Annotated in this window: 22 protein-coding genes; 10 read left to right on the top strand and 12 right to left on the bottom strand. The window is 63.6% G+C overall.

Translation table 11 applies throughout. The annotated features are described in order from the left end of the window. Nucleotides 1–14: 14 nt before the first annotated feature. From pdhA to AC1DDS_RS20435, 5 genes are all read right to left on the bottom strand, one after another. Nucleotides 15–1,061 carry a pyruvate dehydrogenase (acetyl-transferring) E1 component subunit alpha gene (pdhA, locus tag AC1DDS_RS20455; RefSeq protein ID WP_477480522.1) on the bottom strand — a complete coding sequence of 349 codons (1,047 nt, stop codon included), beginning with the start codon at nucleotides 1,059–1,061 and terminating at the stop codon, nucleotides 15–17. A 150-nt stretch (nucleotides 1,062–1,211) separates the two neighbouring features. Beyond that, nucleotides 1,212–1,520 carry an FtsB family cell division protein gene (locus AC1DDS_RS20450; RefSeq protein WP_192244911.1) on the bottom strand — a complete coding sequence of 103 codons (309 nt, stop codon included), beginning with the start codon at nucleotides 1,518–1,520 and terminating at the stop codon, nucleotides 1,212–1,214. Nucleotides 1,521–1,871: 351 nt separating this feature from the next. Next, a complete protein-coding gene (eno, locus tag AC1DDS_RS20445) occupies nucleotides 1,872–3,146 on the bottom strand; it encodes a phosphopyruvate hydratase (RefSeq protein WP_477480521.1) in 1,275 nt (424 codons plus the stop codon). A gap of 195 nt (nucleotides 3,147–3,341) precedes the next feature. Next, nucleotides 3,342–4,184, bottom strand: coding sequence for a 3-deoxy-8-phosphooctulonate synthase (gene kdsA, locus AC1DDS_RS20440; RefSeq protein ID WP_477480520.1), 843 nt, complete (start codon nucleotides 4,182–4,184; stop codon nucleotides 3,342–3,344). 2 nt (nucleotides 4,185–4,186) lie between these two features. After that, entirely contained in the window at nucleotides 4,187–5,077 is an 891-nt protein-coding gene (locus tag AC1DDS_RS20435; RefSeq protein WP_477480519.1) for a VOC family protein, read from the bottom strand. A 347-nt stretch (nucleotides 5,078–5,424) separates the two neighbouring features. Here AC1DDS_RS20435 and AC1DDS_RS20430 point away from each other — a divergent pair, with 347 nt between their 5' ends. The 7 genes from AC1DDS_RS20430 (at nucleotide 5,425) to AC1DDS_RS20400 (ending at nucleotide 15,545) form a co-directional block, all read left to right on the top strand. Then, on the top strand, nucleotides 5,425–6,966 hold the full coding sequence (locus AC1DDS_RS20430; protein ID WP_477480518.1) for a hypothetical protein: 1,542 nt from the start codon (nucleotides 5,425–5,427) through the stop codon (nucleotides 6,964–6,966). Nucleotides 6,967–7,146: 180 nt separating this feature from the next. Next, nucleotides 7,147–7,887, top strand: coding sequence for a metallophosphoesterase family protein (locus tag AC1DDS_RS20425; protein ID WP_477480576.1), 741 nt, complete (start codon nucleotides 7,147–7,149; stop codon nucleotides 7,885–7,887). Between the two features lie 3 nt (nucleotides 7,888–7,890). Next, complete coding sequence (locus AC1DDS_RS20420) at nucleotides 7,891–9,354, top strand: serine/threonine protein kinase (protein WP_477480517.1); 1,464 nt, start codon at nucleotides 7,891–7,893, stop codon at nucleotides 9,352–9,354. Between the two features lie 138 nt (nucleotides 9,355–9,492). Then, nucleotides 9,493–10,122, top strand: a complete 630-nt coding sequence (locus AC1DDS_RS20415) for a lysophospholipid acyltransferase family protein (protein WP_477480575.1) — start codon at nucleotides 9,493–9,495, stop codon at nucleotides 10,120–10,122. Next, complete coding sequence (locus AC1DDS_RS20410) at nucleotides 10,119–11,069, top strand: phosphatidate cytidylyltransferase (RefSeq protein ID WP_477480516.1); 951 nt, start codon at nucleotides 10,119–10,121, stop codon at nucleotides 11,067–11,069. The genes AC1DDS_RS20415 and AC1DDS_RS20410 overlap by 4 nt, the downstream gene beginning before the upstream one ends. A gap of 85 nt (nucleotides 11,070–11,154) precedes the next feature. After that, nucleotides 11,155–11,793, top strand: a complete 639-nt coding sequence (locus tag AC1DDS_RS20405; protein WP_477480515.1) for a CDP-alcohol phosphatidyltransferase family protein — start codon at nucleotides 11,155–11,157, stop codon at nucleotides 11,791–11,793. Between the two features lie 146 nt (nucleotides 11,794–11,939). After that, on the top strand, nucleotides 11,940–15,545 hold the full coding sequence (locus AC1DDS_RS20400; RefSeq protein WP_477480514.1) for a FecR domain-containing protein: 3,606 nt from the start codon (nucleotides 11,940–11,942) through the stop codon (nucleotides 15,543–15,545). Between the two features lie 84 nt (nucleotides 15,546–15,629). On the opposite strand, the gene AC1DDS_RS20395 is transcribed toward AC1DDS_RS20400, so the two are convergent. The 4 genes from AC1DDS_RS20395 to AC1DDS_RS20380 form a co-directional block, all read right to left on the bottom strand. After that, nucleotides 15,630–17,258: a CTP synthase gene (locus tag AC1DDS_RS20395; protein ID WP_477480513.1), complete on the bottom strand. Its 1,629-nt coding sequence runs from the start codon at nucleotides 17,256–17,258 to the stop codon at nucleotides 15,630–15,632. 146 nt (nucleotides 17,259–17,404) lie between these two features. Further along, entirely contained in the window at nucleotides 17,405–17,848 is a 444-nt protein-coding gene (gene secG, locus AC1DDS_RS20390; RefSeq protein ID WP_477480512.1) for a preprotein translocase subunit SecG, read from the bottom strand. 94 nt (nucleotides 17,849–17,942) lie between these two features. Beyond that, nucleotides 17,943–18,713, bottom strand: coding sequence for a triose-phosphate isomerase (tpiA, locus tag AC1DDS_RS20385; protein ID WP_477480511.1), 771 nt, complete (start codon nucleotides 18,711–18,713; stop codon nucleotides 17,943–17,945). A gap of 100 nt (nucleotides 18,714–18,813) precedes the next feature. After that, on the bottom strand, nucleotides 18,814–19,698 hold the full coding sequence (locus AC1DDS_RS20380) for an alpha/beta hydrolase (RefSeq protein ID WP_477480510.1): 885 nt from the start codon (nucleotides 19,696–19,698) through the stop codon (nucleotides 18,814–18,816). A 226-nt stretch (nucleotides 19,699–19,924) separates the two neighbouring features. Between AC1DDS_RS20380 and parE the strand changes: the two genes are divergently transcribed. Beyond that, the gene (gene parE, locus AC1DDS_RS20375; protein ID WP_477480509.1) at nucleotides 19,925–21,997 is read left to right on the top strand and encodes a DNA topoisomerase IV subunit B; all 2,073 of its coding nucleotides are present in this window, start codon (nucleotides 19,925–19,927) and stop codon (nucleotides 21,995–21,997) included. A gap of 117 nt (nucleotides 21,998–22,114) precedes the next feature. On the opposite strand, the gene AC1DDS_RS20370 is transcribed toward parE, so the two are convergent. Continuing rightward, nucleotides 22,115–23,239 (bottom strand): DUF2336 domain-containing protein, encoded by a 1,125-nt coding sequence (locus tag AC1DDS_RS20370; RefSeq protein ID WP_477480508.1) that lies wholly within the window; start codon nucleotides 23,237–23,239, stop codon nucleotides 22,115–22,117. Between the two features lie 194 nt (nucleotides 23,240–23,433). Here AC1DDS_RS20370 and AC1DDS_RS20365 point away from each other — a divergent pair, with 194 nt between their 5' ends. Beyond that, the gene (locus AC1DDS_RS20365) at nucleotides 23,434–24,078 is read left to right on the top strand and encodes a hypothetical protein (protein ID WP_477480507.1); all 645 of its coding nucleotides are present in this window, start codon (nucleotides 23,434–23,436) and stop codon (nucleotides 24,076–24,078) included. 29 nt (nucleotides 24,079–24,107) lie between these two features. Here AC1DDS_RS20365 and AC1DDS_RS20360 read toward each other — a convergent pair whose 3' ends face one another. Beyond that, entirely contained in the window at nucleotides 24,108–24,713 is a 606-nt protein-coding gene (locus AC1DDS_RS20360) for a flavin reductase family protein (RefSeq protein ID WP_477480506.1), read from the bottom strand. A gap of 11 nt (nucleotides 24,714–24,724) precedes the next feature. Next, nucleotides 24,725–25,309, bottom strand: a complete 585-nt coding sequence (locus AC1DDS_RS20355) for a nitroreductase family protein (protein WP_477480505.1) — start codon at nucleotides 25,307–25,309, stop codon at nucleotides 24,725–24,727. 155 nt (nucleotides 25,310–25,464) lie between these two features. Here AC1DDS_RS20355 and AC1DDS_RS20350 point away from each other — a divergent pair, with 155 nt between their 5' ends. Next, on the top strand, nucleotides 25,465–26,394 hold the full coding sequence (locus tag AC1DDS_RS20350) for a hypothetical protein (protein WP_477480574.1): 930 nt from the start codon (nucleotides 25,465–25,467) through the stop codon (nucleotides 26,392–26,394). Nucleotides 26,395–26,474: the final 80 nt, after the last annotated feature.

Below are 26,474 nucleotides of genomic sequence, written 5' to 3'. Positions count from 1 at the left end.
TTCCTCCGCCCGGATCAGATCAGAATATCGGTGTAGAGCTCGGATACATCCGGCTCCGGATCGGACTGGGCGAAGTCGGCGCTGTCGGCCACGACATCGCGCACTTCCTTGTCAATCTGCTTCAGCTCGTCCTCGGTGGCCCAGCCCTTTTCCAGCAGGCGCGCACGCACCTGTTCGATCGGGTCGTGCTCGGAGCGCATCTTCTGCACTTCGTCCTTGGTGCGGTACTTCGCCGGGTCGGACATCGAGTGGCCGCGATAGCGGTAGGTGAGCATTTCGAGGATGATCGGCCCCTTGCCGGAGCGGCAGTGCGCGACGGCCTCGTCGGCAGCGGCCTTGACCGCGCGCACGTCCATGCCGTCCACCTGGTAGCCCGGAATGTTGAAGGAGGCGCCGCGGTGGGAAAAGTCCGTCTGAGCCGAAGCGCGCGACACCGCGGTGCCCATGGCGTAGCGGTTGTTCTCGATGATGTAGATCACCGGCAGCTTCCAGAGTGCCGCCATGTTGAAGCTCTCGTAGACCTGGCCCTGGTTGGCAGCGCCATCGCCGAAATAGGCGAGCGACACATTATCGTTGCCGCGGTAGCGGTTGGCAAAAGCAAGGCCGGTGCCGAGCGACACCTGCGCGCCGACGATGCCGTGGCCGCCGTAGAAGTGCTTTTCCTTGGAGAACATGTGCATCGAGCCGCCCTTGCCCTTGGAAAGGCCGCCACGGCGTCCGGTCAGTTCCGCCATCACGCCACGTGCACTCATGCCGCAAGCCAGCATGTGACCATGATCGCGATAACCGGTGATGACCTGATCACCCTCCTTCAACGCCGCCTGCATCCCGACGACGACGGCTTCCTGGCCGATGTAGAGGTGACAGAAGCCGCCGATGAAGCCCATGCCGTAGAGCTGGCCGGCCTTCTCCTCGAAACGCCGGATCAGCAGCATTTCGCGATAGGCCTTGAGGTCGTCTTCCTTGGAAAAATCGGCGATGATACCGCCGTTGAAGTCTTTCTTGACAGGCTTTGCCGCACTCTTGCGGCTTGATACGGTCGCGGTTTTACGCGGAGCCATACAGTCCTCCCCGGGTTCATGCCTTTTGTACAAACCATAGGGGAAGGACGACGCGCGAGCAATGCCATAAATGCATGGCTCGCATTCCGTGCAAGCAACTGAAATAGCAGCAGTATTATCGATTAACTTGATTTCAGTTAATCGACCTTGTCAGTGGAAAATAACGATCTCGTCGCTTCGCGACATGTTGAGTGCGAAGCGCGCTTTTTCGTCCAGAATGTCCCTTTCCAGCGAGCCGTCGCTCATCAGCGCGACCTCACGCTCCAACCGCTTGCGCTCCTCGACCAGCACGTCGAGCCGCGCCTGGCGGGTAATCCGGTTGCGTTCGAATTGCTCCATCGCACGCAGCCCAAAGCCACCGTGGATCGAATGATAGCTGAAATAGGAGAGGAAGGCGATCGTGATCGCCGGAACGACGAACCGGCCCAGCCGGCGTTGCTTGTGATGTTTGGTCCACATGGAGGAGCCTCGATACGCAGTACGAGCTCACTGTAACGCCGACCGGTTAACCGAGCGTTGACCATGATGGAGGGAGTGGGGAGCAGCTCTGGTTTGCGGCGCTTTCCACAATGAGCGGGATTAAACAGCGACGCCGAGTAACCGGCTCTTTCGGGCGGGGCTGGCGATGAACAGTGCCTGTCCGAACCCCGTTCCAGCCAACAGAGTCGAGACGGCCCCTCATCCGCCTGCCGGCACCTTCTCCCCGCAAGCGGGGCGAAGGACAGATGCCGCAACGTACCAGTCCCCTCTCCCCGCTAGCGGGGAGAGGGTTAGGGTGAGGGGCAGCCCCCCACGCCGATTGTGCGTAAATCAGCCGCGCAGGATCGAGCTGCCGGCGTACTTGGCCTGCGGGCCGAGTTGCTCCTCGATGCGGATCAGCTGGTTGTACTTGGCAGTGCGGTCGGAGCGGGCCAGCGAGCCGGTCTTGATCTGGCCGCAGTTGGTGGCGACGGCGAGGTCGGCGATCGTCGAATCCTCGGTTTCGCCGGAACGGTGCGACATGACGGCGGTGTAGCGTGCCTTGTGGGCGGTCTCGACCGCGTCGAGCGTCTCGGAGAGCGAGCCGATCTGGTTGACCTTGACGAGGATCGAGTTGCCGACGCCCATCTTGATGCCGTCGCGCAGGCGGGCGGAGTTGGTGACGAACAGGTCGTCGCCGACGAGTTGCACCTTGCCGCCGATCTTGTCGGTCAAGAGCTTCCAGCCGTCCCAATCGTCCTCGGCCATGCCGTCCTCGATCGAGAAGATCGGGTACTTGGCGCAGAGTTCGGCAAGGTAGTCGGCCATGGCGCCGGGCTCGAGCGTGCGGCCCTCGCCTTCGAGCACGTACTTGCCGTCCTTGAAGAATTCGGTCGAGGCGCAGTCGAGCGCGATGTGAATGTCCTCACCCGGCTTGTAGCCGGCCTTTTCGATCGACTTCATGATGAAGTCGAGGGCGGCGGGCGCGGATTCCAGGTTCGGCGCAAAGCCGCCCTCGTCGCCGACATTGGTGTTGAAGCCACCGGCCGAGAGCTGCTTCTTCAGCGTGTGGAACACTTCCGAGCCCATGCGGACGGCGTCGCGGATCGTCTCGGCGCCAACCGGGACGATCATGAACTCCTGGAAGTCGATCGGGTTGTCGGCATGGGCGCCGCCGTTGATGATGTTCATCATCGGAACGGGGAGGACGCGGGCGTTCGGGCCGCCGACATAGCGATAGAGCGGCAGGCCGGCGGCCTCTGCCGCCGCCTTGGCGACGGCGAGCGACACGCCGAGGATGGCGTTGGCGCCGAGGCGCGCCTTGTTCGGCGTGCCGTCGAGTTCGATCATCGTCTGGTCGATCAGGATCTGGTTTTCCGCGTCGAGGCCGCCGACCGCCTCGAAGATCTCGCCGTTGACCGCTTCCACGGCGCGCTCGACGCCCTTGCCGAGATAGCGCGTGCCGCCGTCGCGCAGTTCGACAGCCTCATGGGCGCCGGTCGATGCGCCCGAGGGAACGGCGGCACGCCCGAAGCTGCCATCTTCAAGATGAACATCCACTTCGACGGTCGGATTGCCGCGGCTGTCGAGGATCTCGCGGCCGATGATGTCGATGATTGCGGTCATTGGAGGGGTTCCTGCTTTCTAGGGATGAAGAAGGTTGGGCCTGTTTACTGCAAAGGTCGGAAATTACAATGGCGCCGCACAGATGGCGGCCGCCATCCGTGCGGCTGACATGAAACATTCATGCAGATCCGGTCTCTGACCCCGCACATCACCGCCCGCTTGGCGGTGGGAGCAGGCCTCTGCGCACGATCTCGCCTAGGCGGCCTTGGCCACCGCGTCGAACGCGAGCAATTTTTCCAAAAGCCGGGGCATGTCCTTCAGCGGCACCATGTTCGGGCCATCCGAGGGCGCATTGTCCGGGTCCTCGTGCGTTTCGATGAACAGGCCGGCGATCCCAACGGCGACGGCCGCACGCGACAGCGTTTCCACGAATTCTCGCTGACCGCCGGAGGAGCCGCCCTGCCCACCCGGCTGCTGGACCGAATGGGTCGCATCGAACACGACCGGCGCGCCGAGCGAGGCCATGATCGGCAGCGAACGCATGTCGGAGATCAGCGTATTGTAGCCGAAGGAAGCACCGCGCTCGCATAGAAGCACGTTGGGGTTGCCGCTCTCGGTGAGCTTTGCCAGCACGTTCTTCATGTCCCAGGGCGCCAGGAACTGGCCCTTCTTGACATTGATGACACGGCCAGTCTTTGCGGCTGCGACGAGCAGGTCGGTCTGCCGCGAAAGGAAAGCCGGAATCTGCAGGACGTCGACAGTGGGAGCGACCTGGCCGCACTGCTCTTCCGTATGCACGTCGGTAACAACCGGGAAACCGTATTCCTTCTTCAGATCGGCAAAGACCTCCATTGCCTTTTCCAGGCCGATGCCACGCTTGCCGGCGAGAGAGGTACGGTTGGCCTTGTCATAGGAGGACTTGTAGACCAGTCCCACACCAAGCGCGCGGCACATCTCGACGAGCCTTCCGGCTATCATGAAGGCGTGGTCGCGGCTCTCCATCTGGCAGGGGCCTGCCATCAAAACCAGCTTCTCGTTCTGTGAAAAGACGACCTTGCCGAGCCCTTCGCCAGCAGTGACAATTGCGTTCGTTTTCATTGTCATTCTCCAAAAACGAAAAGGGCACCCTGCCCTGGAGCGGGCGCGACGATCAGGCAATTGCCACGCTCGGTGAATTCAATGTCATTGCGCTCAAAATGGCGACGGCAACGCGCCATGTCCGCGACGCGGAAGACCACCGCTTCACCCTTCAGGCCGCGATCGCCCCCAGCGCCCTCGATGCCGTAGAAGCCGCGCATGCCGGCGCTGTTGAGCACCGTGATCCGTCCGCGCGGCGTATCCACACTCATCCCGAACGAATGCGCTTCCACCTCGCGTTCGTCGGCGGCCAGCTGGACGAGGTACTGGAAATCCGTCGGATTCTGCTCCGAGAGCACGACTTCAGACAAGGCCACGACGCCGTTCTGGTGCTGCTCCAGCGCCGCACGGTCCGACGGCAGCGCCGCGACGCGCTGCGAGGCGAAAAAGAAGAAGTCGGGAGCGCGCAGATCGGCGGCAAATGCCAGCCGGAAACTGCCGGTCGCGCTGCGGCCGTCCGGCAACAAAATGTCGCGTGAAAACTCCAGAACCTCGCCAGCCGAACAGCCTTCCGCGCTGTAGCGCTGATCGTCGGCCCATGCGTCGCCGGTCGTCATCGCGATCGCAGAAAAGCCGTCCGCACCGCGCCGGAACCGAAAGGCCTGGTCGCGAGCGATAAAAGCGTTGCCCGCCCGCGCCGCCGCCTCGCATTCTTCCCGGTTGGCAATGCCAAGCGGCTCAAGGTAGCAGCCGTCCGACAAGAAAACGCAGCAGTTTTCCGTGCCGAACGGATGGCGCGCATCTGCCGCGACGGTAAATCCGAGCCGCGTTAGCCGCTCGCGCGCAACAGACAAATCGCAAACTGGCATGACCAGATGGTCGATCGATCGCGGCGTCGTTGGTTTTGCTTTCATGACGGCATCCGGGCTTCCATTTGCCGCGTGCTTTGCCCTTTTTGACGCGTCTTGGCAAGGGCAGGCCACCGTGGGAGCCACTTGCGCAACTCACGCAGCGTCAGGTGGAAATGCGTCGAGGCAACGCAAAAAAGTTGTTAATTACTCTTAACTCGCGACGCGGACCGCCGCCACCATTTTGACAAGATTGCCCGGAGCGTCTTACCTGCCGGTCCAGGTCAATGACGTCGCCGCCCGAACTGAAGATGCTGAAATACTGAAATATTTAAGCAATTTGAAGCCGCTGGGAAGTGTAGTCGCAGGCTGCAGAAATTTTGACTTTTGGACCCGGGGCGCAAGGGATGGTCATGAGTTTTTTTCGTCGCAGTGAAGACAATGGCAGGGTGGCGGCAAAGTTTGACGCGCAACGCCCGACGGTGAGCGCGCGGGGCAGCACTGCCCAACCCGTCGAAACCAGTGTTCCGGCCGCCTCAGCGGAAATCGTCGACTATGAAGCCTTCGGCCTGGCGCTGGAGGAGAACAAGCAATCCTCCGAGGAACTGGTAGCCAGCCTCTCCTTCGTGCAGGACCGTGTGACAACCTTGCTCACAGCCCATTCCCGCTCTTTGAACGAGGCCGGAACGCTGCGTATCGAATGCGCGCGGCTCGGTTCGCTGCTGGAATACGAAGGCACCACGCGCCGCAAGCTCGATCACGACAATGGCCGACTTGCCGTCGAGAACAAGGAAGTCCGGACCGACAATGCCCAGCTTCGGGTCGAGATCGACGCAGTCCGCCAGGAATATGTCAAGCTGCAAGCCCTGCATGGCGTGACCTGCGAAGAGCTGTCGATCATCGAAACGCGGCTGGCGGATGCCGAACGCGAAATGTCCGACCGAAGCGGGCAGTTCGACGAGGCGACCGCAATGGTGAAGCGGACGCAGCAGGAACTCGAATTGCGCGGCCGCGAACTGGCGACCTTGCGGGAAAAGCTCGACATCGAGAGCACCGCCCATCAGTTGCTGGCCGAGACGTCGCGACGGGAAAGCGCCGCTCAATCGCGCGAAATGACCCGTCTGAACGAGGAGAAGAACCAGCTCAAGAACACGCTGTCACAGCAGGAGGTCCTATTGCGGAGCCTGCAGGCCAGCGCGGCCGGGCTCCGTCAGGAGATTGCGGTTCTGGAGGAGAAAAACCGCCACCTCGAGGAGGAGCTGGAGGGACTGCAGAACTCGACTGCGCTGCAGATCGCGCACATGAACACGCGGCAGGAAGCCCTCGGCTCGAAAGCGGAACTGGCGGAGAAGCTGCTCGCAACGGCGAACGGTCGCAACCGCATGACGGACGAAGAGCTTCGCTCGGCCCGCGCCGAACTGAAGCGGCTGAAGTCGGACCTGCATTCGACCACTTCGCGCACCGAGCGGCTGTCGGAGGAGTTGTCGCGCGCACGGGCAACGGGCGCGGAAAGCGAGAACGCCCGTCGCAATCTCGCCGCGCAGAACAGCGAACTGGCCCTGAAACTGCGAGAACTGGAAGGCCTGCGCAACCAGCGGGAGCGCGACTGGGAAGGATCTCGTCGCGATTTTGAAACGCGATCCGAAATGGACCGGCACGAAATCGGGCAACTGCGGACGAGCCTTGAGATCGCGAAAGCGGAAATCCGCCAGCTCCGCACCGAAAGAGCGATCTTGAACGGTCAGCTTGAAGCCGCCCGTGGCGAACGGCCGGGTTCCACCTCGCTGCGGCAGGACGACGAACTGGAGCAATCGCTCCAGGCGGCCCGGGCTGCCCAGCCAGTCATCGACATCTCTGAAAAATCTCTGCGCGGCCGCGCCAATCCGGCCAGCGCCGAAGGAATCGGTGACAAACTGCAGACGATGGATGTCAGCGAGTTGCCGCCGGCCGAATGAGCCGGATTGCCGGCGGGGGACATGACGTGCTCCGCCGGCAACTATGACCAACCTCCGAGCATCATTCGTGCTCCGCCGGCAACTATGACCGACCTCCGAGCATCATTCGTTCGGCGAATAGTCGTGCTCGACAAGAATCGCTATGGTTGCGTCCTGCCGCATTTGCCCGATGGTCGCACCATGCTGATTGCCATTCTTTCAGACATTCATGCCAACCGCGAGGCCCTTGAATCGGTGCTGGCTTCCAGCGAGGTCGCGGGCGCTTCGGAGGTCGTTATCCTCGGCGATCTCGTCGGCTATGGCGCCGATCCCGTATGGTGCACCGAGCGCGCCATGGCGCTGACGGAAAGCGGTGCGATCGTATTGCGCGGCAACCATGACGAGGCCGTATCGGACACCGCGACCAGGATGAACCCTACCGCCGCGCTGGCGATGGAGTGGACGCGCCGGCAACTTGGCGAGGAAGCACGCGCTTTTCTCGCTGCCCTGCCGATGGAGGCGCGGGAGGGAGGCCGCTGCTATGTTCATTCTGATGCAACGGCCCCGGATCGATGGAACTACGTCCTGGACAGCGCGGATGCCCATGCACACCTCGCAGCTTGCCTGGAGCGTGTCAGTTTCTGCGGCCACGTGCACGTCCCGGCGCTTTACTGCACCGGCCCGACGAACAAGACGACGCCGTTCGAGCCGCGCGACGCCACGCCCATCCCGCTCCTGCCGCAACGCAAGTGGCTGGCGGTTGTCGGATCCGTGGGGCAACCCCGCGACGGCAATCCCGCCGCCGCCTTCTGCCTTCTCGATACAGAGACCAACGAGCTTCGTTTCATGCGCGCACCCTATGATGTCGAACTGGCCGCGGAGAAGATCCGTGCAGCCGGGCTGCCGCGCTCGCTCGCAGATCGCCTTCTGGAAGGGCGTTGACGGATGTCCAACGGTCGCGTCCACACCGGTGATGTCGTCGATGGTTTCACGATCGGCGAACTTGCCCATACCGGCGGCATGGCCCGCCTGTGGAGCGTGTCGCGCCCGGACATCGATTTTCCACTCCTGATGAAGATCCCGATGCTCGGTGAAGGCGACGATCCGGCGGCGATCGTCAGCTTCGAGATGGAGCAGTTGATCCTGCCGCGGCTCTCGGGGCCGCACGTGCCGCGCTTTGTAGGCAGCGGCGACTTTTCCTCATTGCCCCATATCGTCATGGAACGGGTCCCCGGCGCCTCCCTCGCCACGCTCTCGGACCGCCTGCCGCTGCCGCCCGACGAAGTCGCCCGACACGGCGCAAGCGTCGCGATTGCGCTCGATGCGCTACATCGCCAACACGTCGTCCATCTCGACATCAAGCCCGCCAACGTGTTGATGCGCGAAACCGGAGAAGCGGTGCTGATCGACTATGGCCTCGCCCGCCACAATCTGCTGCCGGACCTGATGCAGGAGGAATTTCGCCTGCCCTACGGGACTGCGCCCTACATGGCGCCCGAGCAGGTTCTCGGCCGGCGACACGATTACCGCAGCGACATTTTCGCCCTCGGGTCGATGTTGTATTTTTTCGCGACCGGCGAGCATCCCTTCGGCGATCCGCAGCGCCTTGGCGGTCTCAAGCGACGGCTCTGGCGCGATCCGTGGCCGCCTCGCGCCCGAAACGACGCCATCCCGCACGCTCTGCAAGAGGTCATTTTGCGCTGCCTCGAGGTCAATCCGGCCTGGCGGTACCTCACCGCGGCCGAACTTGCCGCCGACCTGCAGGACCTGTCGCGGGTCAAATTGACGGCACGCGCCTCGAGGATGAAAAGGGATCCCTATCTCGAGGTGATCCGCCGTCGTTTCAATCCCGGTCCGATCGAGACTTTGAACCCGCATCCGGATATCGCGCAGAAGGCGGACCCGCGCATGGTTCTCGTCGCCCTCGACCTTGGAGCGGCAGCGTCTGCCACGGCAGGCCCGCTGCGGCGCGCCGTCGCTTCGATCGTCGACGGCATGCCGGGCGCCCGCATCGCGTGCGTCAACGTTCTGCGCATCAATCGGGTCGCAATCGATATGTCCCTCGACGACGAGGGGCGCAACAAGCGCGTCCTGCGGCTTGCGGAATTGAATTCCTGGGCCGCGCCACTGAAGGCGCGCGGCGGGCCGATAACATTCCACGTTCTGGAGGCCGTGTCGCCAGCCGATGCGATCCTGGAATTTGCCCGGCAGAACCGCGTCGACCAGATCATCATGGGCGCCCGCAGTGAATCGCGGATGCGCTCCATGCTCGGCAGTGTCTCGGGCGCGGTGGCCGCCCACGCACCTTGCACGGTCACGGTTGTGCGGCAGCGTTTCGAGACAGATGGTCAAGCACCTGCAGACAAAGTGCCGATCCCCGGAACGGCGCCGCCCGTCACGACGGAATAATCCACGAATTCCAAACGTAAATGACAGGAACCGGGCATCACCGGTCAGAACAACAAGCAACAGCTGGCAGATCTCCACGTGGCGACAACCTTCCAATCCTCCGACGTCACGCCTGGCTCAGCTCGCCTCCGTTCGCTTGTGGCCCGCCCGGTCGCGATCTTTGTTCTGCTCTTTGCCCGAGCGATTACGGCCGTGCGCGCCGTCTGGTCGGACGAGGGGCCGCCGTCAGGGCAATGCATCTACTTCGCCAACCACAGCAGCCATGGCGATTTCATTCTCATCTGGACGGTGCTGCCACCCAGGCTGCGCCGGCAGACGCGACCGGTCGCCGGTGCCGACTACTGGCTCAAATCGAGGCTCAATCGCTTCATCGGGCGCGACGTGTTCAACGCCGTGCTGATCGAGAGGAACCGGGAAGCGCGCAGCGAGGACCCCGTCGGCCGCATGGCGCAGACGCTCGACAAGGGCGCCTCGCTCATCCTCTTTCCGGAAGGCACGCGCAACCAGACCGACGATCCGCTCCTGCCCCTCAAGAGCGGCCTCTTCCACCTCGCCTCCACCCACCCCGAAATCGATCTGGTCCCGGTGTGGATCAGCAATCTCAACCGCGTCATGCCGAAGGGTGAGTTCGTGCCGATCCCGCTCATCTGCACCGTGACGTTCGGCCAGCCGATGCGGGTTCGCCCCAACGAGGCGAAGGACGCCTTCCTCGCGCGCGCCCGCGCCGCCCTGCTGGCACTCTCACCACATCCGGACGCGATTGCATGAGCCAGGCCCGTTCGGATCTCCTCGCCCTCGTCCTCGGCATCGGCATCTTCCTGATTGTCGCCTCGGTCATCGGACAGGTGCTGCAGCGGCGCCTGTCGCCGGATCGGTCGAACGCGGCGATCGAGAACCTGAACGCGCGCATCAACGCCTGGTGGGTAATGGCGACCCTGCTGGGCGTCGCCTTCCTCGCTGGTCGAGCTGGCGTCATCGTCCTCTTTACCTTCTGCTCCTTCGCGGCCCTGCGGGAATTCGTGACCCTGACAAGCACCCGTCGGGCCGACCACTGGGCGCTCGCCGCCGCCTTCTTCGTCGTCCTGCCCGTGCAGTACTACCTTGTGGCAACGGATTGGTACGGCCTCTATGCGATCTTCATTCCGGTCTATGCCTTTCTGCTGATGCCGATCATTGCCGTACTGAGGGGCGACACGGAACGTTTCCTCGATCGCGTCGCCGAAGTGCAGTGGGCGCTGATGATCTGCGTCTTCTGCGTGTCGCATGTCCCCGCCCTGCTGACGCTGCAGATCCCGGGCTACGAAGGCCGCAATGTCCTCTTGATCGCCTTCCTGGTTATCGTCGTGCAGATGAGCGATGTGCTGCAATACATCTGGGGCAAACTTTTCGGCCGGCACAGGATCGCGCCGAAACTGTCGCCGTCGAAGACGCTCGAAGGCTTTGTCGGCGGCGTGGCGAGCGCCACGCTGATCGGCGCAGCGCTGTGGTGGATCACGCCGTTTACGCCGCTGCAAGCGGGGCTGATGGCGCTCGTCATGACGCTGATGGGCTTCTTCGGGGGGCTCGTCATGTCGGCGATCAAACGGGATCGCGGCGTGAAAGACTGGGGTCACATCGTCGAGGGGCACGGCGGGCTGATTGACCGGCTGGACTCGGTCGTGTTCTCGGCGCCGATCTTCTTCCACATCGTACGCTATTGGTGGTCACTGACATGAGCCGCCTCCGGCGCCTGTCTGACAGCAGCATGACGCGCCTGAGCCACCTGTAACTATTCGCTTTATCGCCGGAGCACCCTACGCCATGACCGACAGCGGAGACCGCCGCCCCCTTGCCAGCCGCGACACCCATTGGGCGCAGTCCATTGCCCGTTGGCTCGCCAAGCGATCGATCACGCCGAACCAGATCTCGCAGGCGAGCATGGTCGCCGCAGCCTTGGCGGGCCTCAGTTTCTGGATCGGCGGTTTGAACGAGGGTGTCAACCACACCGCCCTCCTCCTTGCCGCGGCCCTCTTCTGCCAGTTGCGGCTGCTGTGCAATCTCTTCGACGGCATGGTTGCCATCGAGGGCGGCAAGGGCGAGGCGGATGGCCCGTTCTGGAACGAGTTTCCCGATCGCGTAGCGGACATCCTGATCCTGGTTGGCGCGGGCTACGGCGCGAGCACGCCGGCGCTCGGCTGGGCGGCCGCGGCGCTCGCCATCCTGACGGCTTACGTTCGCGAACTCGGGCGCGCGACAGGGGCTGCCGCCGACTTTTCCGGCCCGATGGCAAAGCAGCACCGGATGGCCGTCATGACCGCTGCCGCGGTGATCTCTGCACTTGCGGCTACGTGGGACGATCGCTTGCCCGTTGTGGAGATAGCGCTCTGGATCGTCGCTGTCGGTGCTGCCGTCACAGCCTTGCGACGCGGGCGCAATCTCATAAGCCATCTCAAGGGCTAACGACGTCGCATCGAGCAGGCGTGTTTCCGCGGTAACACCCGGCGGCTCGCCGATGGATTGATATAGCCGACATGTACCAGCGCACGTTGACAAGCAAATCATTGCATTCGCATATCGTCACCATTGAGGGGTTATCGGGAAATTTCATGCGCAGGCTGACAGCAGGCATTGCCGCTTTGGCGGTCCTGGGCGGTGTTGCGCCGGCCTTCGCGGATCCCTATCCGCGCATCTCGGCTGCAGATGGTTCGGTGATTTCCCGCCGCTCCGGCGAGGAAGTGCGTTTCAACGATGTGCCGGATTGGCGCGGTGTCGAGGTTAACCAGGACCTGCTCGCCGGCGATACGCTGCGCACCAACGCCTATGGCAGCCTGGCCATTCTCTTCTCCGACAGCACGCAGATGCGCATGGGGCGCAACACCACACTGATCGTGAAAAAGATCGACGGCCAGTCGAACGGCGAGGTCGAGTTGTCCTCCGGCGTGATCTGGGCACGCGCCAAGCGCGGCGGCAGCGGCCTCATCGTCGAGACCCCCGCCGCCGCCGCCGCCATCCGCGGTACGGACTGGACGCTGCGCGTGGATGGCAACCAGACGACGCTGACCGTTCTGGAGGGAACGGTGGAACTCGCCAACGCGCAAGGCTCGGTGACCGTGAACCAGGGCGAAGGTGCCATCGCCGCGATCGGACAGGCGCCCCGCAAATATACGCTCGTCAACCTCGAGGAACGCGAGCAGGTCCTGCTCTATGGCGAACTGCGCGGCGCCTTCGCCACATTGCCGGCAAGCGGGATGGACGGCCCTAGCACGCGCGCCGAACGCGCCCGCATCCTTGCCGTTCCCGAAGCCGAGCGCACGCAGGCCGACTGGCTGGCGCTCGCCGAGGCCGCACTGTCCCTCGATGGCCGCGCCGCCGCCAGAACGGCACTGTCGCATCTCAAGCGGCCGCTGCCCGCCATGCTGGAAGCGCGGGCAAAACTCGTCGAGGCGATGATTGCCGGACAGGAATTGCGCTATCCCGAGGCGGCGCGCCTGTTTGCCGAGGCCCTGCCCGGCCTGCCGGCCGATCGCAAGGCATCGGCGACTTACGGCCGCTGGTTCGCGGCAACGCTCGCCGATCCCGACAGCAAGGCAAGTCCGCCGCCCGAGAACGCCTTTGCCGCGGACCCGGCGGCCGTGATCGCGCGCGCGACCGCCCTTGCCCATGTCGGCGGGACAACGGCTGCGATCGATCTTTTGCGGGAGGCAGAAAAGCGGTTTCCAAATGACGCGCGGCTGCCCGCGATGCGCGCCGGGCTTGCCTATGAACTCGATCGCCGGGATGAGGTGCGCGAGGCGCTCGAGCGCGCCCGCGGGCTCGATCCCGACGACCCGACCCTGCTGCTGATCAGCGCGCGCTCCCGCGCGACCGTTTCGAGCGATCTCGACAGCGCGCTCGCCGATCTCCGCCGCGCGGCCGAAGTTGCACCCGGCGCCGACGCGATCTGGAACGAGCTCGGGATCGTCTACCAGGACCGCAATGCCCCGATCGAGGCAAACGCGGCGTACCGGGAAGCGATCGTGCTCAATCCCGAGAATGCGGTGCTCTACGCCAACTATGCCCGTTTCCTGATGGACAACGACCAGGTGCAGGCGGCCAAGCAGCAGATCGACATCGCCGAGAAGCTGGATCCGACGTCCTATGCGGTTCTGGCGGCAAAGGGGCGCTATCTGCTGCGGATGGGCAGGACCGCCGAGGGCGAGCAGGTGCTGCTGCAGGCCTCCGCCGTCAATCCGACCTATGGCGACGCGCTGATCGGCCAGGCGATCGCCTCCTATCAGCTCGGCTCCGAGGTCGAGGCCGCCCAGGCGCTCGACAATGCCGACCGCTTCGACCCGGAGAACCCGTCGATCCCGCTGATCCGCTCCGGCATTGCGCTGGACCAGTATCGCGCCGACGAGGCCATCATCGAGGCGCGCGAAGCGCTGCGGCGCCGCATGGCCCGCGGCGGCTACTACGCCGGCTATGATCCCAACCGCCAGACCTCCTCCTTCCTGGGGATCACGCTGGAAAACATCGGCCTGGACGACTGGGGACGCTACTACGCGGACCGGGGCGCCGATCCCTTCATGGCCTCCACCTATTTCGACGAGGCTGCGAGCGGCCGCCTGAGCCCCTTTGTCCGCGAACCGTTGAATGGTGTGGAGCATGTGCAGTTGGGCGCCACAGACCGATCCGCGGAGATCCAGGGCCTGCTGCTCGATCCGCTGGCGGTGGCATCCGAGCAGAAGCGCAACTCGCTCGAACGGCGCAGCTTCTTTGAGACCGCGCTTGGCGCCGGGCTGCTCTCCGATAGCGGCAACACGGGTTGGAACGGCAACATCCTCGTCCAGGGGACCAGTTATACGGGCTTTCCGGTCAGCTACTTCCTGCAGGCGGACATCTCGCGTCCAGAAAACGAACGCGAGCATGACCGCTTCGATTTCGAGGGGGGCACCTTTCAGATCGGCCTCCGTCCGACCCTTGCGGACGGCATCGTTCTGTTCGGCGACACTGTGAATGTCGATCGGGACTTCCCTGGACAGATTTCGTTCCCGACCCCGTTCGATGAAGAAACAAACCAGGTCAGAACCATCGGTGGCGCGTGGAGCCACACCATATCCGACCACAGCATCCTGCAGGCCCTTGCCGTGGCGGCGAAAACAGAAACCGAAACACAGGTCGATCTGGAAGATGAATTTGGCCCCTTTCGGGTCAACCAGGAAGACGACAGCGACACCTTTACGCTCGGTCTGAGCCACCTTGTGGGCCTGGGCCCGGTGACGCTTCGCTACGGTGCGGAGGCGATTGCCAACCGCAGCGAGTTTACAAGCGTCTCCTACGACCTGATCCGCGACTTTTTCTTCAACCCAATCAGCGAATCAGACGACTCCTGGGCAGGCCGGACCTATGCCGACGCGATCTGGGACGTATCCGGCAATCTCCAACTCCAAGGCGGCGTCTACGTCAATTTCGACGGCGGCCGCGATACGGCCTGGGGACCGGTCGACCCACGCCTCGGTGTCGCCTGGTCGCCGGTTGAGGACCACTGGCTGCGTGCCTATTTCCGCCAGGACACGCAGCTGGGCAGCAACTACACGCTGTCCCCGATCTCCACCGTCGGATTGACGCCTCTCGAACTGCCGCTTTTCCTCGGCGGGCAAAGCCAGACTGCCGCCGTGCGCTGGGATGCGGAATGGAACGAGCGCTTCTTTACAGCGGCCGAATACCAGCACCAGCGGTTCGACGGGCTCAATCTGCAAGTCCCGGATCTGCTCGGCAGCTTCGATACGTGGAGCGGGAACCTCGATCGCATCCGCCTGAGCGCCAATTACTGGGTCGGCGACGGACTTGGGCTGTTCGGCTCCTTCAGCTGGAACGAGAGCCAGGACACGACGCCTTTCATCGGCCAGGACGAAGACATTCCGCTGGTCCCCGATTACATCGGCCGCATCGGCCTGACCTATGTCAGCCCGTGGCGCATCCAGACGACGATCGCCCAGACGTTCGTCGGTTCGCGCGTCGGCGCCCAGGGCCTCGACAGGAGCGGTGAACGGATCATTGTCGACCTCGACCCGTACACGACGACCGATGCCTCGATCTCCTGGAAGTCGCCGAGCGGCCAATTGGAACTCGGCTTCCTTGCGCAGAATATCTTCGACACGGACATCGAGATGGCGCTCGATATTCCTGCGCAGGGTCGAACCTTCCTGGCGACGATGCGGGCACGGTTCTGAGACAGGCCGCTGCGAAGTCGATCCGGAAATGAAAAGGCCCGGCATTTCGACCGGGCCCTTTATTCATGATTTGCCAATCGAGCGTCAGACCAGCCGCGACTGTTCCAGCGCCGCCTCGATGAAGCTTGCGAACAGCGGGTGCGGGTCGAGCGGTCGGCTCTTCAGTTCCGGATGATACTGGACGCCGATGAACCACGGATGGTCGGGGTACTCGATCGTTTCCGGCAGAACGCCGTCCGGCGACATGCCCGAGAAGACCAGACCGCAGCTCTCGAGCCGATCCTTGTAGTCGACGTTCACCTCGTAACGGTGGCGGTGGCGCTCGGATATTTCGGTAGAGCCATAGATGTCGGCAATCTTGGTGCCCGCCTTCAGCGACGCCCGATAGGCACCGAGCCGCATTGTGCCGCCGAGATTGCCGGAAGCGGTGCGCTTCTGCAACTCGTTGCCCTTGACCCACTCGGTCATAAGCCCAACGACGGGCTCCTCGGTCTTGCCGAATTCCGTGGACGACGCCTTCTCGATGCCGGCCAGGTTGCGGGCCGCCTCGACCACCGCCATCTGCATGCCAAAGCAGATGCCGAAATAGGGAACCTTGCGCTCGCGCGCGAACTTGACCGCCTGGATCTTGCCTTCCGAACCGCGTTCCCCGAAGCCGCCCGGAACGAGGATGCCATGCACTTTCTCAAGATACGGCGCCGGGTCTTCCTTCTCGAACACCTCGGACTCGATCCAGTCGAGCTTGACCTTCACGTGGTTGGCAATGCCGCCGTGGTACAGCGCCTCGATCAGCGACTTGTAGGCGTCCTTGAGCCCCGTGTATTTGCCGACGATCGCGATCGTCACTTCGCCTTCCGGCGTCTTGATGCGATCGGAAACGTTCTGCCAGGGTTCGAGACGGGGCTTCGGCGCCGGCTCGATGCCGAACGCGGCCAGCACCTCGTCGTCGAGGCCTTCCTTGTGATAGGCGAGCGGCACGTCGTAGATCGAGGAAACGTCCAGCGCCTGGATGACTGCAGAGGCACGCACGTTACAGAACAGCGACAGCTTCCTGCGCTCGGCCTCCGGGATCTCGCGATCGGCGCGGACCAGCAGAATGTCGGGGTGGATGCCGAGTGCCTGCAGTTCCTTGACCGAGTGCTGCGTCGGCTTGGTCTTGAGTTCGCCGGCAGCCGGAATGTAGGGCATCAGCGTCAGGTGGACGTAGACCGCAGTGCCGCGCGGCAAGTCGTTGCCGAGCTGGCGGATCGCCTCCATGAACGGCATGGCCTCGATGTCGCCGACCGTCCCGCCGATCTCGCAGATGACGAAATCGTAGTCCTCGTTGCCATCGGTGACGAAGTCCTTGATCTCGTTCGTGACGTGCGGGATCACCTGAACGGTGGCGCCGAGATAGTCGCCGCGCCGTTCCTTGTCGATGATGTTCTTGTAGATACGACCGGTGGTGATGTTGTCGGTCTTGGTGGCCGAGCGGCCGGTAAAGCGTTCGTAGTGGCCGAGGTCCAGATCCGTCTCCGCGCCATCGTCGGTGACGAAAACCTCGCCGTGCTGCGTCGGGCTCATCGTGCCCGGGTCGACGTTGAGGTAGGGGTCCAGCTTGCGAAGCCTCACCCGGTAGCCACGGGCCTGAAGCAACGCTCCGAGAGCGGCGGCCGCAATTCCTTTTCCGAGGGAAGAAACCACGCCGCCTGTGATGAATACATATCGCGCCATGGGAGTCACCGGATACCTTTTCACTAATGATTCCGCCACCGAAAAATCACCTTAGGGAAATTTTTCGTGGGGAACGCCTGGTTTTCGCACAAGAAGACGGCCGGCGGGCGAAGGCGCCGGCCGGCCGGATCACATCGTTCGCTCTGTTACTGACCGGTTGGAACGTCGGTCGACTGGCTCGGAGCTGCAGGCGCCTGGCTGCCGCCCGTGGCCGGAGCGGTAGCCGCGCCGCTATCGGTCGGAACGGCGTTGTTGTTTGCCGGAGCAGCGGGAGCGGCCGGAGCCGGGGTCTCACCACCGAGCGAGTCCAGAACCCCCGCGCCGTTGCCAGACGTGCCTGGGATCCGGTCAAGGATGTCCGTCGGCTTCGACTCGTAGCGGGACAGGATGCCCATGGCGAGCGCCAGCACGAAGAACAGCGTGGCCAGGATCGCCGTCGTGCGGGTCAGGGCGTTGGCGGCGCCACGGGCCGACATAAAGCCGGAGCCGCCGCCGATGCCGAGACCGCCGCCCTCGGACCGCTGGATCAGCACGATGCCGATCAGAGCCACGACGACCATGAGATAAATGACAAGCAAAACGGTCTGCATTTTGATATCCCGCCCGAAGGCACAAGAAAGGAGAATGCGGCTCAATATACCAAGCCGCCGGTCATTCCAAGCCCTTGCCCGGCAAAAGCCGGCGTCAGGCCGTCAACGCGTCGTATGCGCGGTAAATGGCGAGAAAGTCTTCAGACTTCAAGCTCGCCCCACCGATCAGGGCACCGTCGACGTTGGCAATGCCCATCAGTTCCTTAGCATTGCCCGGCTTGACGGAGCCGCCATAGAGAAGCCGCATCGTCGCGCCCTCCCCGCCGAACCGTGCCTTCAGTTCGTCGCGCATGAAGGCATGGGCCTCGGCAACGTCTGTAGCCGTCGGCGTCAGGCCCGTGCCGATCGCCCAGACCGGCTCATAGGCGATCACCGTATTTTCCGCCGTCGCGCCGTCCGGCACGGAGCCGGCAAGCTGAGCCTTCAGCACGTCGAGCGTCTTGCCCTCCTTGCGCTCGTCGCCTGTCTCGCCGATGCAGATGATCGCAACCAGTTCGGCCTCATAGGCCCGTTCGGCCTTCACCCGCACCAAGGCGTCGGTCTCGGCATGATCGGTGCGGCGTTCCGAGTGTCCGACGATGACGTGGGTTCCGAAACAATCGGCGATCATTTCGGCGGAAACGTCGCCGGTATGGGCGCCGGAGACCTTATGATGGCAGTCCTGCGCCCCGATCATCAACGGGCTGTCGTCGCAGAGCGCGGTCGCGACATAGAGCAGCGTCGCCGGCGGGCAGATCAGCGTCTCCACCTTGTCCGACAGCGGCCCCTTCACCCCTTCTGCCATCGCCTTGATCTGGTCGAGCGAGGCCCGAGTGCCATTCATCTTCCAGTTTCCGGCTACAAGCGGGGTCACGTCCGGGGTCATGCTGCCTCCAAGGGTATCGATCGTTTCGAGCGACCTAGCAAATCTGTGCGATCAATGTAAGGGCAAAGCGCAGCCGCTTCGCGCGCCGCACTCCCGGATCTTATTGCGCTAGGATCCAGTTAAGCGTCTCGCGCCAGTCCGTCATTCGAATCGGCGTGCCGTGCGATCCGGCTTGAAACAGAACGAACTGCGTGGGGATGCCGACTTTCAGGAGCCCGCGGAACAGCGCGATCTGGTCGTCAGCAGCGTAAACCTTGTCGCGGTCGCCGTGGGTGAAATAGATCGGCAGCTTCGCCTTGTAGGCGGCACTGTCGGCATAGTTCGGATCGGCAGCCCCACCCATGATGACCATACCGGCCAGGTCCTGCACCGCCTCGGCATCGCGCGCGATCTGCCAGCAGATGAAGCTGCCCATCGAGGCGCAGGACAGGACGACGGGCGCGCCGGGCGAGTTTCGCCGTGCTTCCGCGATGAGACCGGCAATGGGTGCGGCTCCCTTCTCGTCGAAGCTTTTGACGCTTGCGGAGTAGTAAACGCCACCGTTGCGCATCGCGAGGTTCTTCAGCCGGTTGAAGTTGCCGCCAAAGCTCCAGTCGTTGTTGCCGAGCCTTCGGTCCCCGCCGCGGCCGTGGATGAAGATCACGGTGAAAGCGGCCCCCTTCTGCTGTCCGGTCACCGCCACGTCGAGCGGCCCGCCCGGTGTATCGAGCGTCAGGTTCTCCTGTTCGCGCTTCACGGCGGTGGAAACGTATGGCGCCTTGGCGCGTCGCTCCGGCACCTGATCGCGACCGTTGATGTCGCGCATTTCCTGGTAGTCGATCACGCGCAACGCACCGCCGTCGGAGGTTTCGAGTACCGCGGGATAAGAGAAAAGCTCGTCCTTCCAGGGCTGCAATGCTGCCGCCATCGCCGTGTACGGTAGGGCGGAAAGCAGGATTGCGGCCAGAACAAGCCGTGGGCGGCAATGAATTGTGGACTGAGGCATCAAGTCTGGCTCCCTTGGGCCGGCAAGTCTTGCCATTCCGGGCCTCGCGGCGCAATCCTCGCCGGAAATTTGATCGGCGCGCGGAAAGCCTCGAAAGAGAACGAATCGCGAAACCAGTCGAATTCTGGCAGACTTGCAGTGATTCGCCGGACCGATGCGAAGCCTTGCAATTGCCAGCCAACTCGGCCTATTTCGAGGCCAACCCGGAACAAAGTCTGAACGCCCGATGGACGATAACAACGATCTTTTTGCAAACGTCGAAAGCACGCCTAAAACTGCGGCAGCAGCTGACGCAGCACCACGTCCCGCGCAGCCGGGCACCGCAGCAGCACCGGCTGCCGCGCGTCCGGCCCCGGCAACCGGCGATGGCGGAAACTACGATGCGTCAGCGATCCGCGTCCTCGAAGGGCTCGAACCGGTCCGCATGCGTCCTGGCATGTATATCGGCGGCACGGACGAGAAAGCGCTGCACCACCTCTTTGCCGAGGTGATCGACAACGCGATGGACGAGGCCGTCGCCGGCCATGCCAACTTCATTGAGGTGAGCCTCGACGCCGAGGGCTTCTTGACCGTCACGGACAATGGTCGCGGCATTCCGGTGGAAAACCATCCGCAGATGCCGGGCAAGTCCACGCTCGAGGTCATCCTGACGGTGCTACACGCCGGCGGCAAATTCGACGGCAAGGCCTACGAGACCTCGGGCGGCCTGCACGGCGTCGGCGTCTCCGTCGTCAATGCGCTTTCCGACCATCTCGAGGTCGAAGTCGCCCGCAACCGCAAGCTCTACCGCCAGCGCTTTTCGCGCGGTGTTGCGCAGGGGCCACTGGAAGAGGTCGGCGACGTGCAGAACCGTCGCGGCACGAAGGTGCGATTCCATCCGGACCCGGAGATCTTTGGCCCGCACGCTCATTTCGACCCGGGGCGCGTGTTCCGCATGGCCCGTTCCAAGGCCTATCTCTTCGGCGGCGTCGAGATCCGCTGGAGTTGCGACCCGTCGCTCTTGCAGGAGGGCTCGGACACGCCGGACAAGGCCGTCTTTCACTTTCCGGGCGGCCTGAAGGACTATCTGCAGGCCAACCTCGGCAAGGAATACACCGTCACGCGCGAGATCTTCGCCGGCAAGACCGAGAAATCCGGCGGCCACGGAGCGCTCGAATGGGCGGTCACCTGGTATGGCGGCGATTCGCTCATCCATTCCTATTGCAACACGATCCCGACCGGAGACGGCGGCACGCATGAGGCCGGCCTTCGCATCGCCCTGACGAAGGGACTGAAGAACTACGCCGAGCTGACGCAGAACAAGCGTGCATCCGTCATCACCACCGACGACGTGATGATCTCGGCCGTCGGCATGCTGTCGGTATTCATCCGCGAACCGGAATTCGTCGGCCAGACGAAGGACAAGCTTGCCACAGTCGAAGCCCAGCGCATCGTCGAGAACGCGCTGCGCGACCCGTTCGACCACTACCTCGCCGACAACCCCGCCGAAGCAGCCAAGCTGCTCGAATGGGTCATCGAACGCGCCGAAGAGCGCCTTCGCCGCCGCAAGGAAAAGGAAGTCAGCCGCAAGACGGCGGTGCGCAAACTGCGCCTCCCCGGCAAGCTGGCCGACTGCTCGCAGAACTCCGCCGAGGGCGCAGAGCTCTTCATCGTCGAGGGCGATTCGGCCGGTGGCTCCGCCAAGCAGGCCCGCAATCGCGCCAACCAGGCGATCCTGCCGCTGCGCGGCAAGATCTTGAACGTCGCCAGCGCCGGCCGCGAAAAGCTTGGCGCCAACCAGCAGATCGCCGACCTGATCCAGGCGCTGGGCTGCGGGACGCGGTCGAAGTATCGTGAAGAAGACCTGCGTTATGAGCGCGTCATCATCATGACCGACGCCGACGTCGACGGGGCACACATCGCCACGCTGCTGATAACCTTCTTCTACCAGGAGATGCCGGACCTGATCCGCGGCGGGCACCTCTATCTCGCCGTGCCGCCGCTCTATCGCATCAGCCAGGGTGCGAAAGTGGGCTATGCCCGCGACGACGCCCATCGCGAGGAACTGATGCGGACGGTATTTGCCGGCCGCGGCAAGGTCGAGATCGGCCGCTTCAAGGGCCTCGGCGAGATGCTACCGGCGCAATTGAAGGAAACGACGATGGATCCGCGCAAGCGCACGCTTCTCAAGGTCGAGGTCGATGACGTCGATTTCGAGGGTACGCGTGAGGCCGTGGACAACCTGATGGGAACCAAGGCCGACGCGCGCTTCCGTTTCATCCAGGAACGCGCCGCCTTCGCCGAAAACATCGACATTTGACCGTGTCCATCGTCGTTCCATAGCGACGGTTGGTCGGGAAATAGCACCCGGACGGAAACACCCGCAAAAAGCAAGAAACCGCGCAAAAGCCTGAGCTACGGAAGCCGGCTGCGGAAGTCAGGCGGCGACTTGGGCCTGCAAGGCAAAGGCCCGCGCGGATTGACGCTGTTCGGCGCGCGAAAATCCTTCGATCATCTCCAGCAACTCCCGCGAGGCGCCGCTGACCGCCTCGCCGGCGCGCGCGGCAAGCCGCGCGGACACGGTGGCTGGCGCCGCGCCGCGCCTTGCGTCCTTGCGCCAAAGCATGACCGCGTCGGCAAACAGGGCGCTCACATCACGCCCCAGGCCCGAGGCCTCGAACAAGGCCCGAATGGCGGCCTGACGGCCGTCGGCCAGGATCGACCGGACGCGACGTTCCTGCTGACCGGACAGGTTGACGATGGCGGAGGCAAAGAACTCGATGCGCCCCGCGCAAAGGGCCTGCATTAGGAACAGCGGGGTGAGACGACCGCAGACGCGAAGGTGCTCCACCAATTGGTCGATCTCCCCGGCTTCGGCATGGGCCGCCAAACCGATCGTCGCCACATCGCAAGCCTCGCGCGTGACGCGTTGCACGCGGCTCGTCCCGATCGCGGCCTGCACCAGAAAAGAACCAGCCAGCGCCGTTCCGACCTTCTCGACGAGCGCGTGCCGGGCGTCGCTGGGAAGATCTTCCCGCTCCAGGAGCAGGGCCCGGACCTCCGCATCGTCGCCGTGCCGCTCGCAAATCCGCTTCAGGCTCCGCTTCGAGAACGGGGCGCCGTCATTCGCCAGCAATGTCAGCACGTCGAACACGCTGCCGATCTCGATCAGAGCCGCGCAGACTGCCCGCGACAGGACGGGGCGGTGGGCAATCAGGGACCGCGTGACGTCGCCGCACTTGGCGGCAAGATCGACAAAGTCGGCGTCCGTTAGCACCTGCGAACGCAGAATGACCTGCGCGGCGATCTCGGGCTGATCCTCCGCCAGTGGCACGATCACCGCGCGGGGCGCGTCTGCGCAGTCGGCGAGCGCCTCGGCCAGCGCCAGGCGCACCTTCGGCGCGGGGTCGTCCAGCAGGAAAAGCATCGCCATCTCGGCGGCTTTGCGCTCGTCATGGCCGATGGAGCCGCTGGCATAGGCCCTGGCGAGCGCACCTGCAGCCCTCGACCGGTCGCTGGTCTTTGCGGTTTCAGCCCATCTGAGAAAGGCGTGGATGATCACGTGGCGCCCCAATGATTCAGAGTCTATCTGCGATGCGTCAACGCTAGCCAAAAATGGTTTACGATTGGTTCACCATGTCTATTAACCGCCATCCCGCCCGAAACGCGACGGCGGAGAAGCGGGTTCTCCGTCCAGTCAGTTCCGGGAAAACTCCGGCACATTGCAGACGACGGCCAGCGGACCTACAAGGAAACATGCCAAAATCGTTTCACTCGTTGCTGCTTGTCGACAAAGACGCCCCACCAGACGGCGGCGGTGCCGATGCGGTGCTGTGCAGTGCGTCGCTGGCACCGCGCTTGCCCCCCGGATTCGGCATCTTCCTCACGCTACCGGACGAGGATGAGCGGACCCTTCGCTCGCTGGTCCGGCTCGGCCCGACCGGTGTCGTCCTGACGAATTGCCATGCAGGCGCTGATGTCCAGAGGTTGGACGTGCTTCTGTGCGTCGCCGAGGCCGAAGAAGGTGTAACGCAAGGAACGACACGCATCCTGGCCTTCACCGACGGCCTCCTGCCGCCGCCGCTTTCAGAAGCCGGATTCTCCCGAAAATCGCCGCGTCTGCACGGCCTGGTCTGGGACTGGCGCGCGCTGGCGCAAACACTGGGGGCCGCACGACATCAGCAGGCGGACGGCCGCTGGACAGACGCCTTCGCCCGGGCCCGCGCTGCCACCTTGATAGCGGCGAAGGCGGCCGGTGTTTGTGCCTATGACGTCACCCCGAATCCTGTCGGCTGGGATTTTTTAAGCCAATGCCAGGCGGCACGAGCCGACGGCTTCGATGGCCGCGCAACTGTTGAGCACGGACAAATTGCGGCAATCAATGCGGCGTTCAAGGCCTAGGCCTGACGGGAGCCGGCGGCGCTGAAGCGCTACCGACGCGCTGGACGCATCATCTCGAACACGTCGCCGGCATCGCAATAGTCCATATAGCCCATGCGTCCGATCGGCCGGGCGACCGACATGTCGAAACGGCCGTCTCGCACGGCTTCGTCCTTGATGTGGATGCCGACCACCTGGCCGAAGACAACCCAGTTTTCCGACGGCAGCCCATCCAAACCGCGCGGCCGCATCACCTCGGTCATCCGGCATTCAAGCGCGGCGAGGGCTTCGGCGACCAGGGGCGCGTCAACGAGCCGCGCCGGCATCGGGGTCAATCCAGCGATCTCGAATTCGCTCTCGCCGTAGTCTGCGGGAATCGATGTCATGTTCATCTGGTCGGCCAGGCTGCGACTGGCGAAACTGCAGGTAAAGACTCCGGTCTCCTCGATATTCCGAACGCTGTGCTTGTGGCCGCTCGAAGAGAACATCACCAGCTTGGGCTTGTCGCTGATGGCGTTGAAAAAGGAATAGGGCGCGAGATTCAGACTTCCGTCCGCGCCCTTCGTGCCGATCCAGCCGATCGGCCGTGGCGACACGATCGCCTTGAACGGATCATGGCTCAAACCATGTGCGTTGGTCGCCGTGTCGTAAAACATATCCCTTTCCCTCAGTCAGGCTCCCCGACCCAGGACACGATCTCCTTGAGATCCGGACGCGGCCGCTCGGTCGGCGGAACCATCGCGGTGCCGATGTGGATGAAGCCGGCAATCTTCTCGCCCGGCTTGACGCCGAGCACCGGGTAGGCGCGCTCGTCGAAAGCGTACCATTCCGTCAGCCAGTTGGAGGCGAACCCATGGGCGTTGGCTGCCATCAGCAGGTTGAGGCACACAGCACCGGCCGACATCAGTTGTTCCCATTCGGGGATCTTCACGTGTGGTGCCGCGGTGCTGACGACAGCAACCACGACCGGGGCACGCGAAAGCCGCGTGTTTTCAACAGCAATCATTTCCGCCGAAAGATGAGGCTTGTCCGCAATGGCTATCTTGAAGAGTTCGGCGCTGATGCGTTCACGTTCGCTGCCGCGATAGACGATGAAGCGCCAGGGCGCCAGCTTGCCGTGGTCGGGCACGCGCGAGGCAAGGCGCAGCATCGATTCGACTTCCGCTTGGCCTGGTCCCGGCGATGCCATCTGAAAGGCCGGGATGGAGCGACGGTTGGAAAGATAGTCGAAAAGTCTGATATCGGTTTTCATCTAAGGGAAGTTCCACTAACGTGCGGCCGTCGGGCGGCCATCAAATTGCCATGTGCCGGGCATTCAAGTGGAGCCAACGAGTCAGGAAGTCAACCTTCGCCATGCCCACCCAACGCCTTTCCGCTTTTGCCGGAACACTCTCTCTTTGCGCCTGCATGGCAGTGGCCAGCGCCGCGCTCGCCCAGGATACGCTGGAGAGTTTTTCGCAGATCACGACACCGAAGAAGAGCGGCAAGCTGACGTCCTTCAATCCCCTCGTCACCGGCGAGTCCGAGCCGCAGAACCTGCGCGACGTCAACTGCGACGCCCTGCTGACCGAAGACGGCTCGCCGATGCAGCACGGTCTTAGCTGGCGCATTTTCTCACCCATCCCGGGTGCCGACGGCAAACTGCCGCTGCTGGCAACGTCCGAGGGTGGTTCGGCGGCGTTCCGGCTGGTGCCGGGCGAGTACTTCGTCAATGTCGCGTTCGGCCGTGCCGCGGCCACCAAGAAGCTGCTGGTGCCCGAATCAGGCTCCGTCGACAAACAGGTCATGGTGCTGGATGCAGGCGGCATCACCCTGAACGCCGTCTCCGGCTCGGACGTGCGCATTCCGCCGAACGACCTCACCTTCTCGATCTACGCATCGGAGGTCGGCGAGGACGGCGAGCGCAGCCTGATCGTCCCAGATGTAAAGCCGAACACGGTGGTTCGCCTCAACGCCGGCACCTATCACGTCGTTTCGGACTACGGCACCGTCAATGCGGTGATTCGCGCCGATATCCAGGTCGAGGCCGGCAAGCTGATCCAGGCGACCATCCAGCACCGGGCGGCGCAGCTGACACTCAAGCTCGTCTCCGAAGAAGGCGGCGAAGCGATCGCTGATACGGCCTGGTCTATCCTGACGTCCTCCGGCGACGTGGTCAGCGAAAGCGTCGGGGCCTTTCCGACGCTCGTGCTCGCCGAAGGTCAATATACGGCCGTGGCCCGCAACAAGAAGCAGATCTACCAGCGCGACTTTACCGTGACGGCCGGGCAGAACACCGACGTGGAGGTGCTCTTGACAGAAAACCCCGACCAGCAGGCGCAGGTAATAACCGACTAATTTGATTGCGTCTCGTCCCGCCGCATCGGATGGCTGCCGCCTGAACGAGGCGGTCGTTTCCGGATCTCGTCCTATCCAGA

The sequence above is a fragment of the Mycoplana sp. 10N416 genome (assembly GCF_056394765.1).
This window is presented reverse-complemented; position numbering and strand designations above follow the sequence as displayed.

Excerpts from the sequence above, each read along its gene's own strand:
- pdhA (WP_477480522.1), bottom strand. The coding sequence starts at position 1,061 with ATGGCTCCGCGTAAAACCGCGACCGTATCAAGCCGCAAGAGTGCGGCA.
- AC1DDS_RS20450 (WP_192244911.1), bottom strand. The coding sequence starts at position 1,520 with ATGTGGACCAAACATCACAAGCAACGCCGGCTGGGCCGGTTCGTCGTT.
- eno (WP_477480521.1), bottom strand. The coding sequence starts at position 3,146 with ATGACCGCAATCATCGACATCATCGGCCGCGAGATCCTCGACAGCCGC.
- kdsA (WP_477480520.1), bottom strand. The coding sequence starts at position 4,184 with ATGAAAACGAACGCAATTGTCACTGCTGGCGAAGGGCTCGGCAAGGTC.
- AC1DDS_RS20435 (WP_477480519.1), bottom strand. The coding sequence starts at position 5,077 with ATGAAAGCAAAACCAACGACGCCGCGATCGATCGACCATCTGGTCATG.
- AC1DDS_RS20430 (WP_477480518.1), top strand. The coding sequence starts at position 5,425 with ATGAGTTTTTTTCGTCGCAGTGAAGACAATGGCAGGGTGGCGGCAAAG.
- AC1DDS_RS20425 (WP_477480576.1), top strand. The coding sequence starts at position 7,147 with ATGCTGATTGCCATTCTTTCAGACATTCATGCCAACCGCGAGGCCCTT.
- AC1DDS_RS20420 (WP_477480517.1), top strand. The coding sequence starts at position 7,891 with ATGTCCAACGGTCGCGTCCACACCGGTGATGTCGTCGATGGTTTCACG.
- AC1DDS_RS20410 (WP_477480516.1), top strand. The coding sequence starts at position 10,119 with ATGAGCCAGGCCCGTTCGGATCTCCTCGCCCTCGTCCTCGGCATCGGC.
- AC1DDS_RS20405 (WP_477480515.1), top strand. The coding sequence starts at position 11,155 with ATGACCGACAGCGGAGACCGCCGCCCCCTTGCCAGCCGCGACACCCAT.
- AC1DDS_RS20400 (WP_477480514.1), top strand. The coding sequence starts at position 11,940 with ATGCGCAGGCTGACAGCAGGCATTGCCGCTTTGGCGGTCCTGGGCGGT.
- AC1DDS_RS20395 (WP_477480513.1), bottom strand. The coding sequence starts at position 17,258 with ATGGCGCGATATGTATTCATCACAGGCGGCGTGGTTTCTTCCCTCGGA.
- secG (WP_477480512.1), bottom strand. The coding sequence starts at position 17,848 with ATGCAGACCGTTTTGCTTGTCATTTATCTCATGGTCGTCGTGGCTCTG.
- tpiA (WP_477480511.1), bottom strand. The coding sequence starts at position 18,713 with ATGACCCCGGACGTGACCCCGCTTGTAGCCGGAAACTGGAAGATGAAT.
- AC1DDS_RS20380 (WP_477480510.1), bottom strand. The coding sequence starts at position 19,698 with ATGCCTCAGTCCACAATTCATTGCCGCCCACGGCTTGTTCTGGCCGCA.
- parE (WP_477480509.1), top strand. The coding sequence starts at position 19,925 with ATGGACGATAACAACGATCTTTTTGCAAACGTCGAAAGCACGCCTAAA.
- AC1DDS_RS20365 (WP_477480507.1), top strand. The coding sequence starts at position 23,434 with ATGCCAAAATCGTTTCACTCGTTGCTGCTTGTCGACAAAGACGCCCCA.
- AC1DDS_RS20360 (WP_477480506.1), bottom strand. The coding sequence starts at position 24,713 with ATGTTTTACGACACGGCGACCAACGCACATGGTTTGAGCCATGATCCG.
- AC1DDS_RS20355 (WP_477480505.1), bottom strand. The coding sequence starts at position 25,309 with ATGAAAACCGATATCAGACTTTTCGACTATCTTTCCAACCGTCGCTCC.
- AC1DDS_RS20350 (WP_477480574.1), top strand. The coding sequence starts at position 25,465 with ATGGCAGTGGCCAGCGCCGCGCTCGCCCAGGATACGCTGGAGAGTTTT.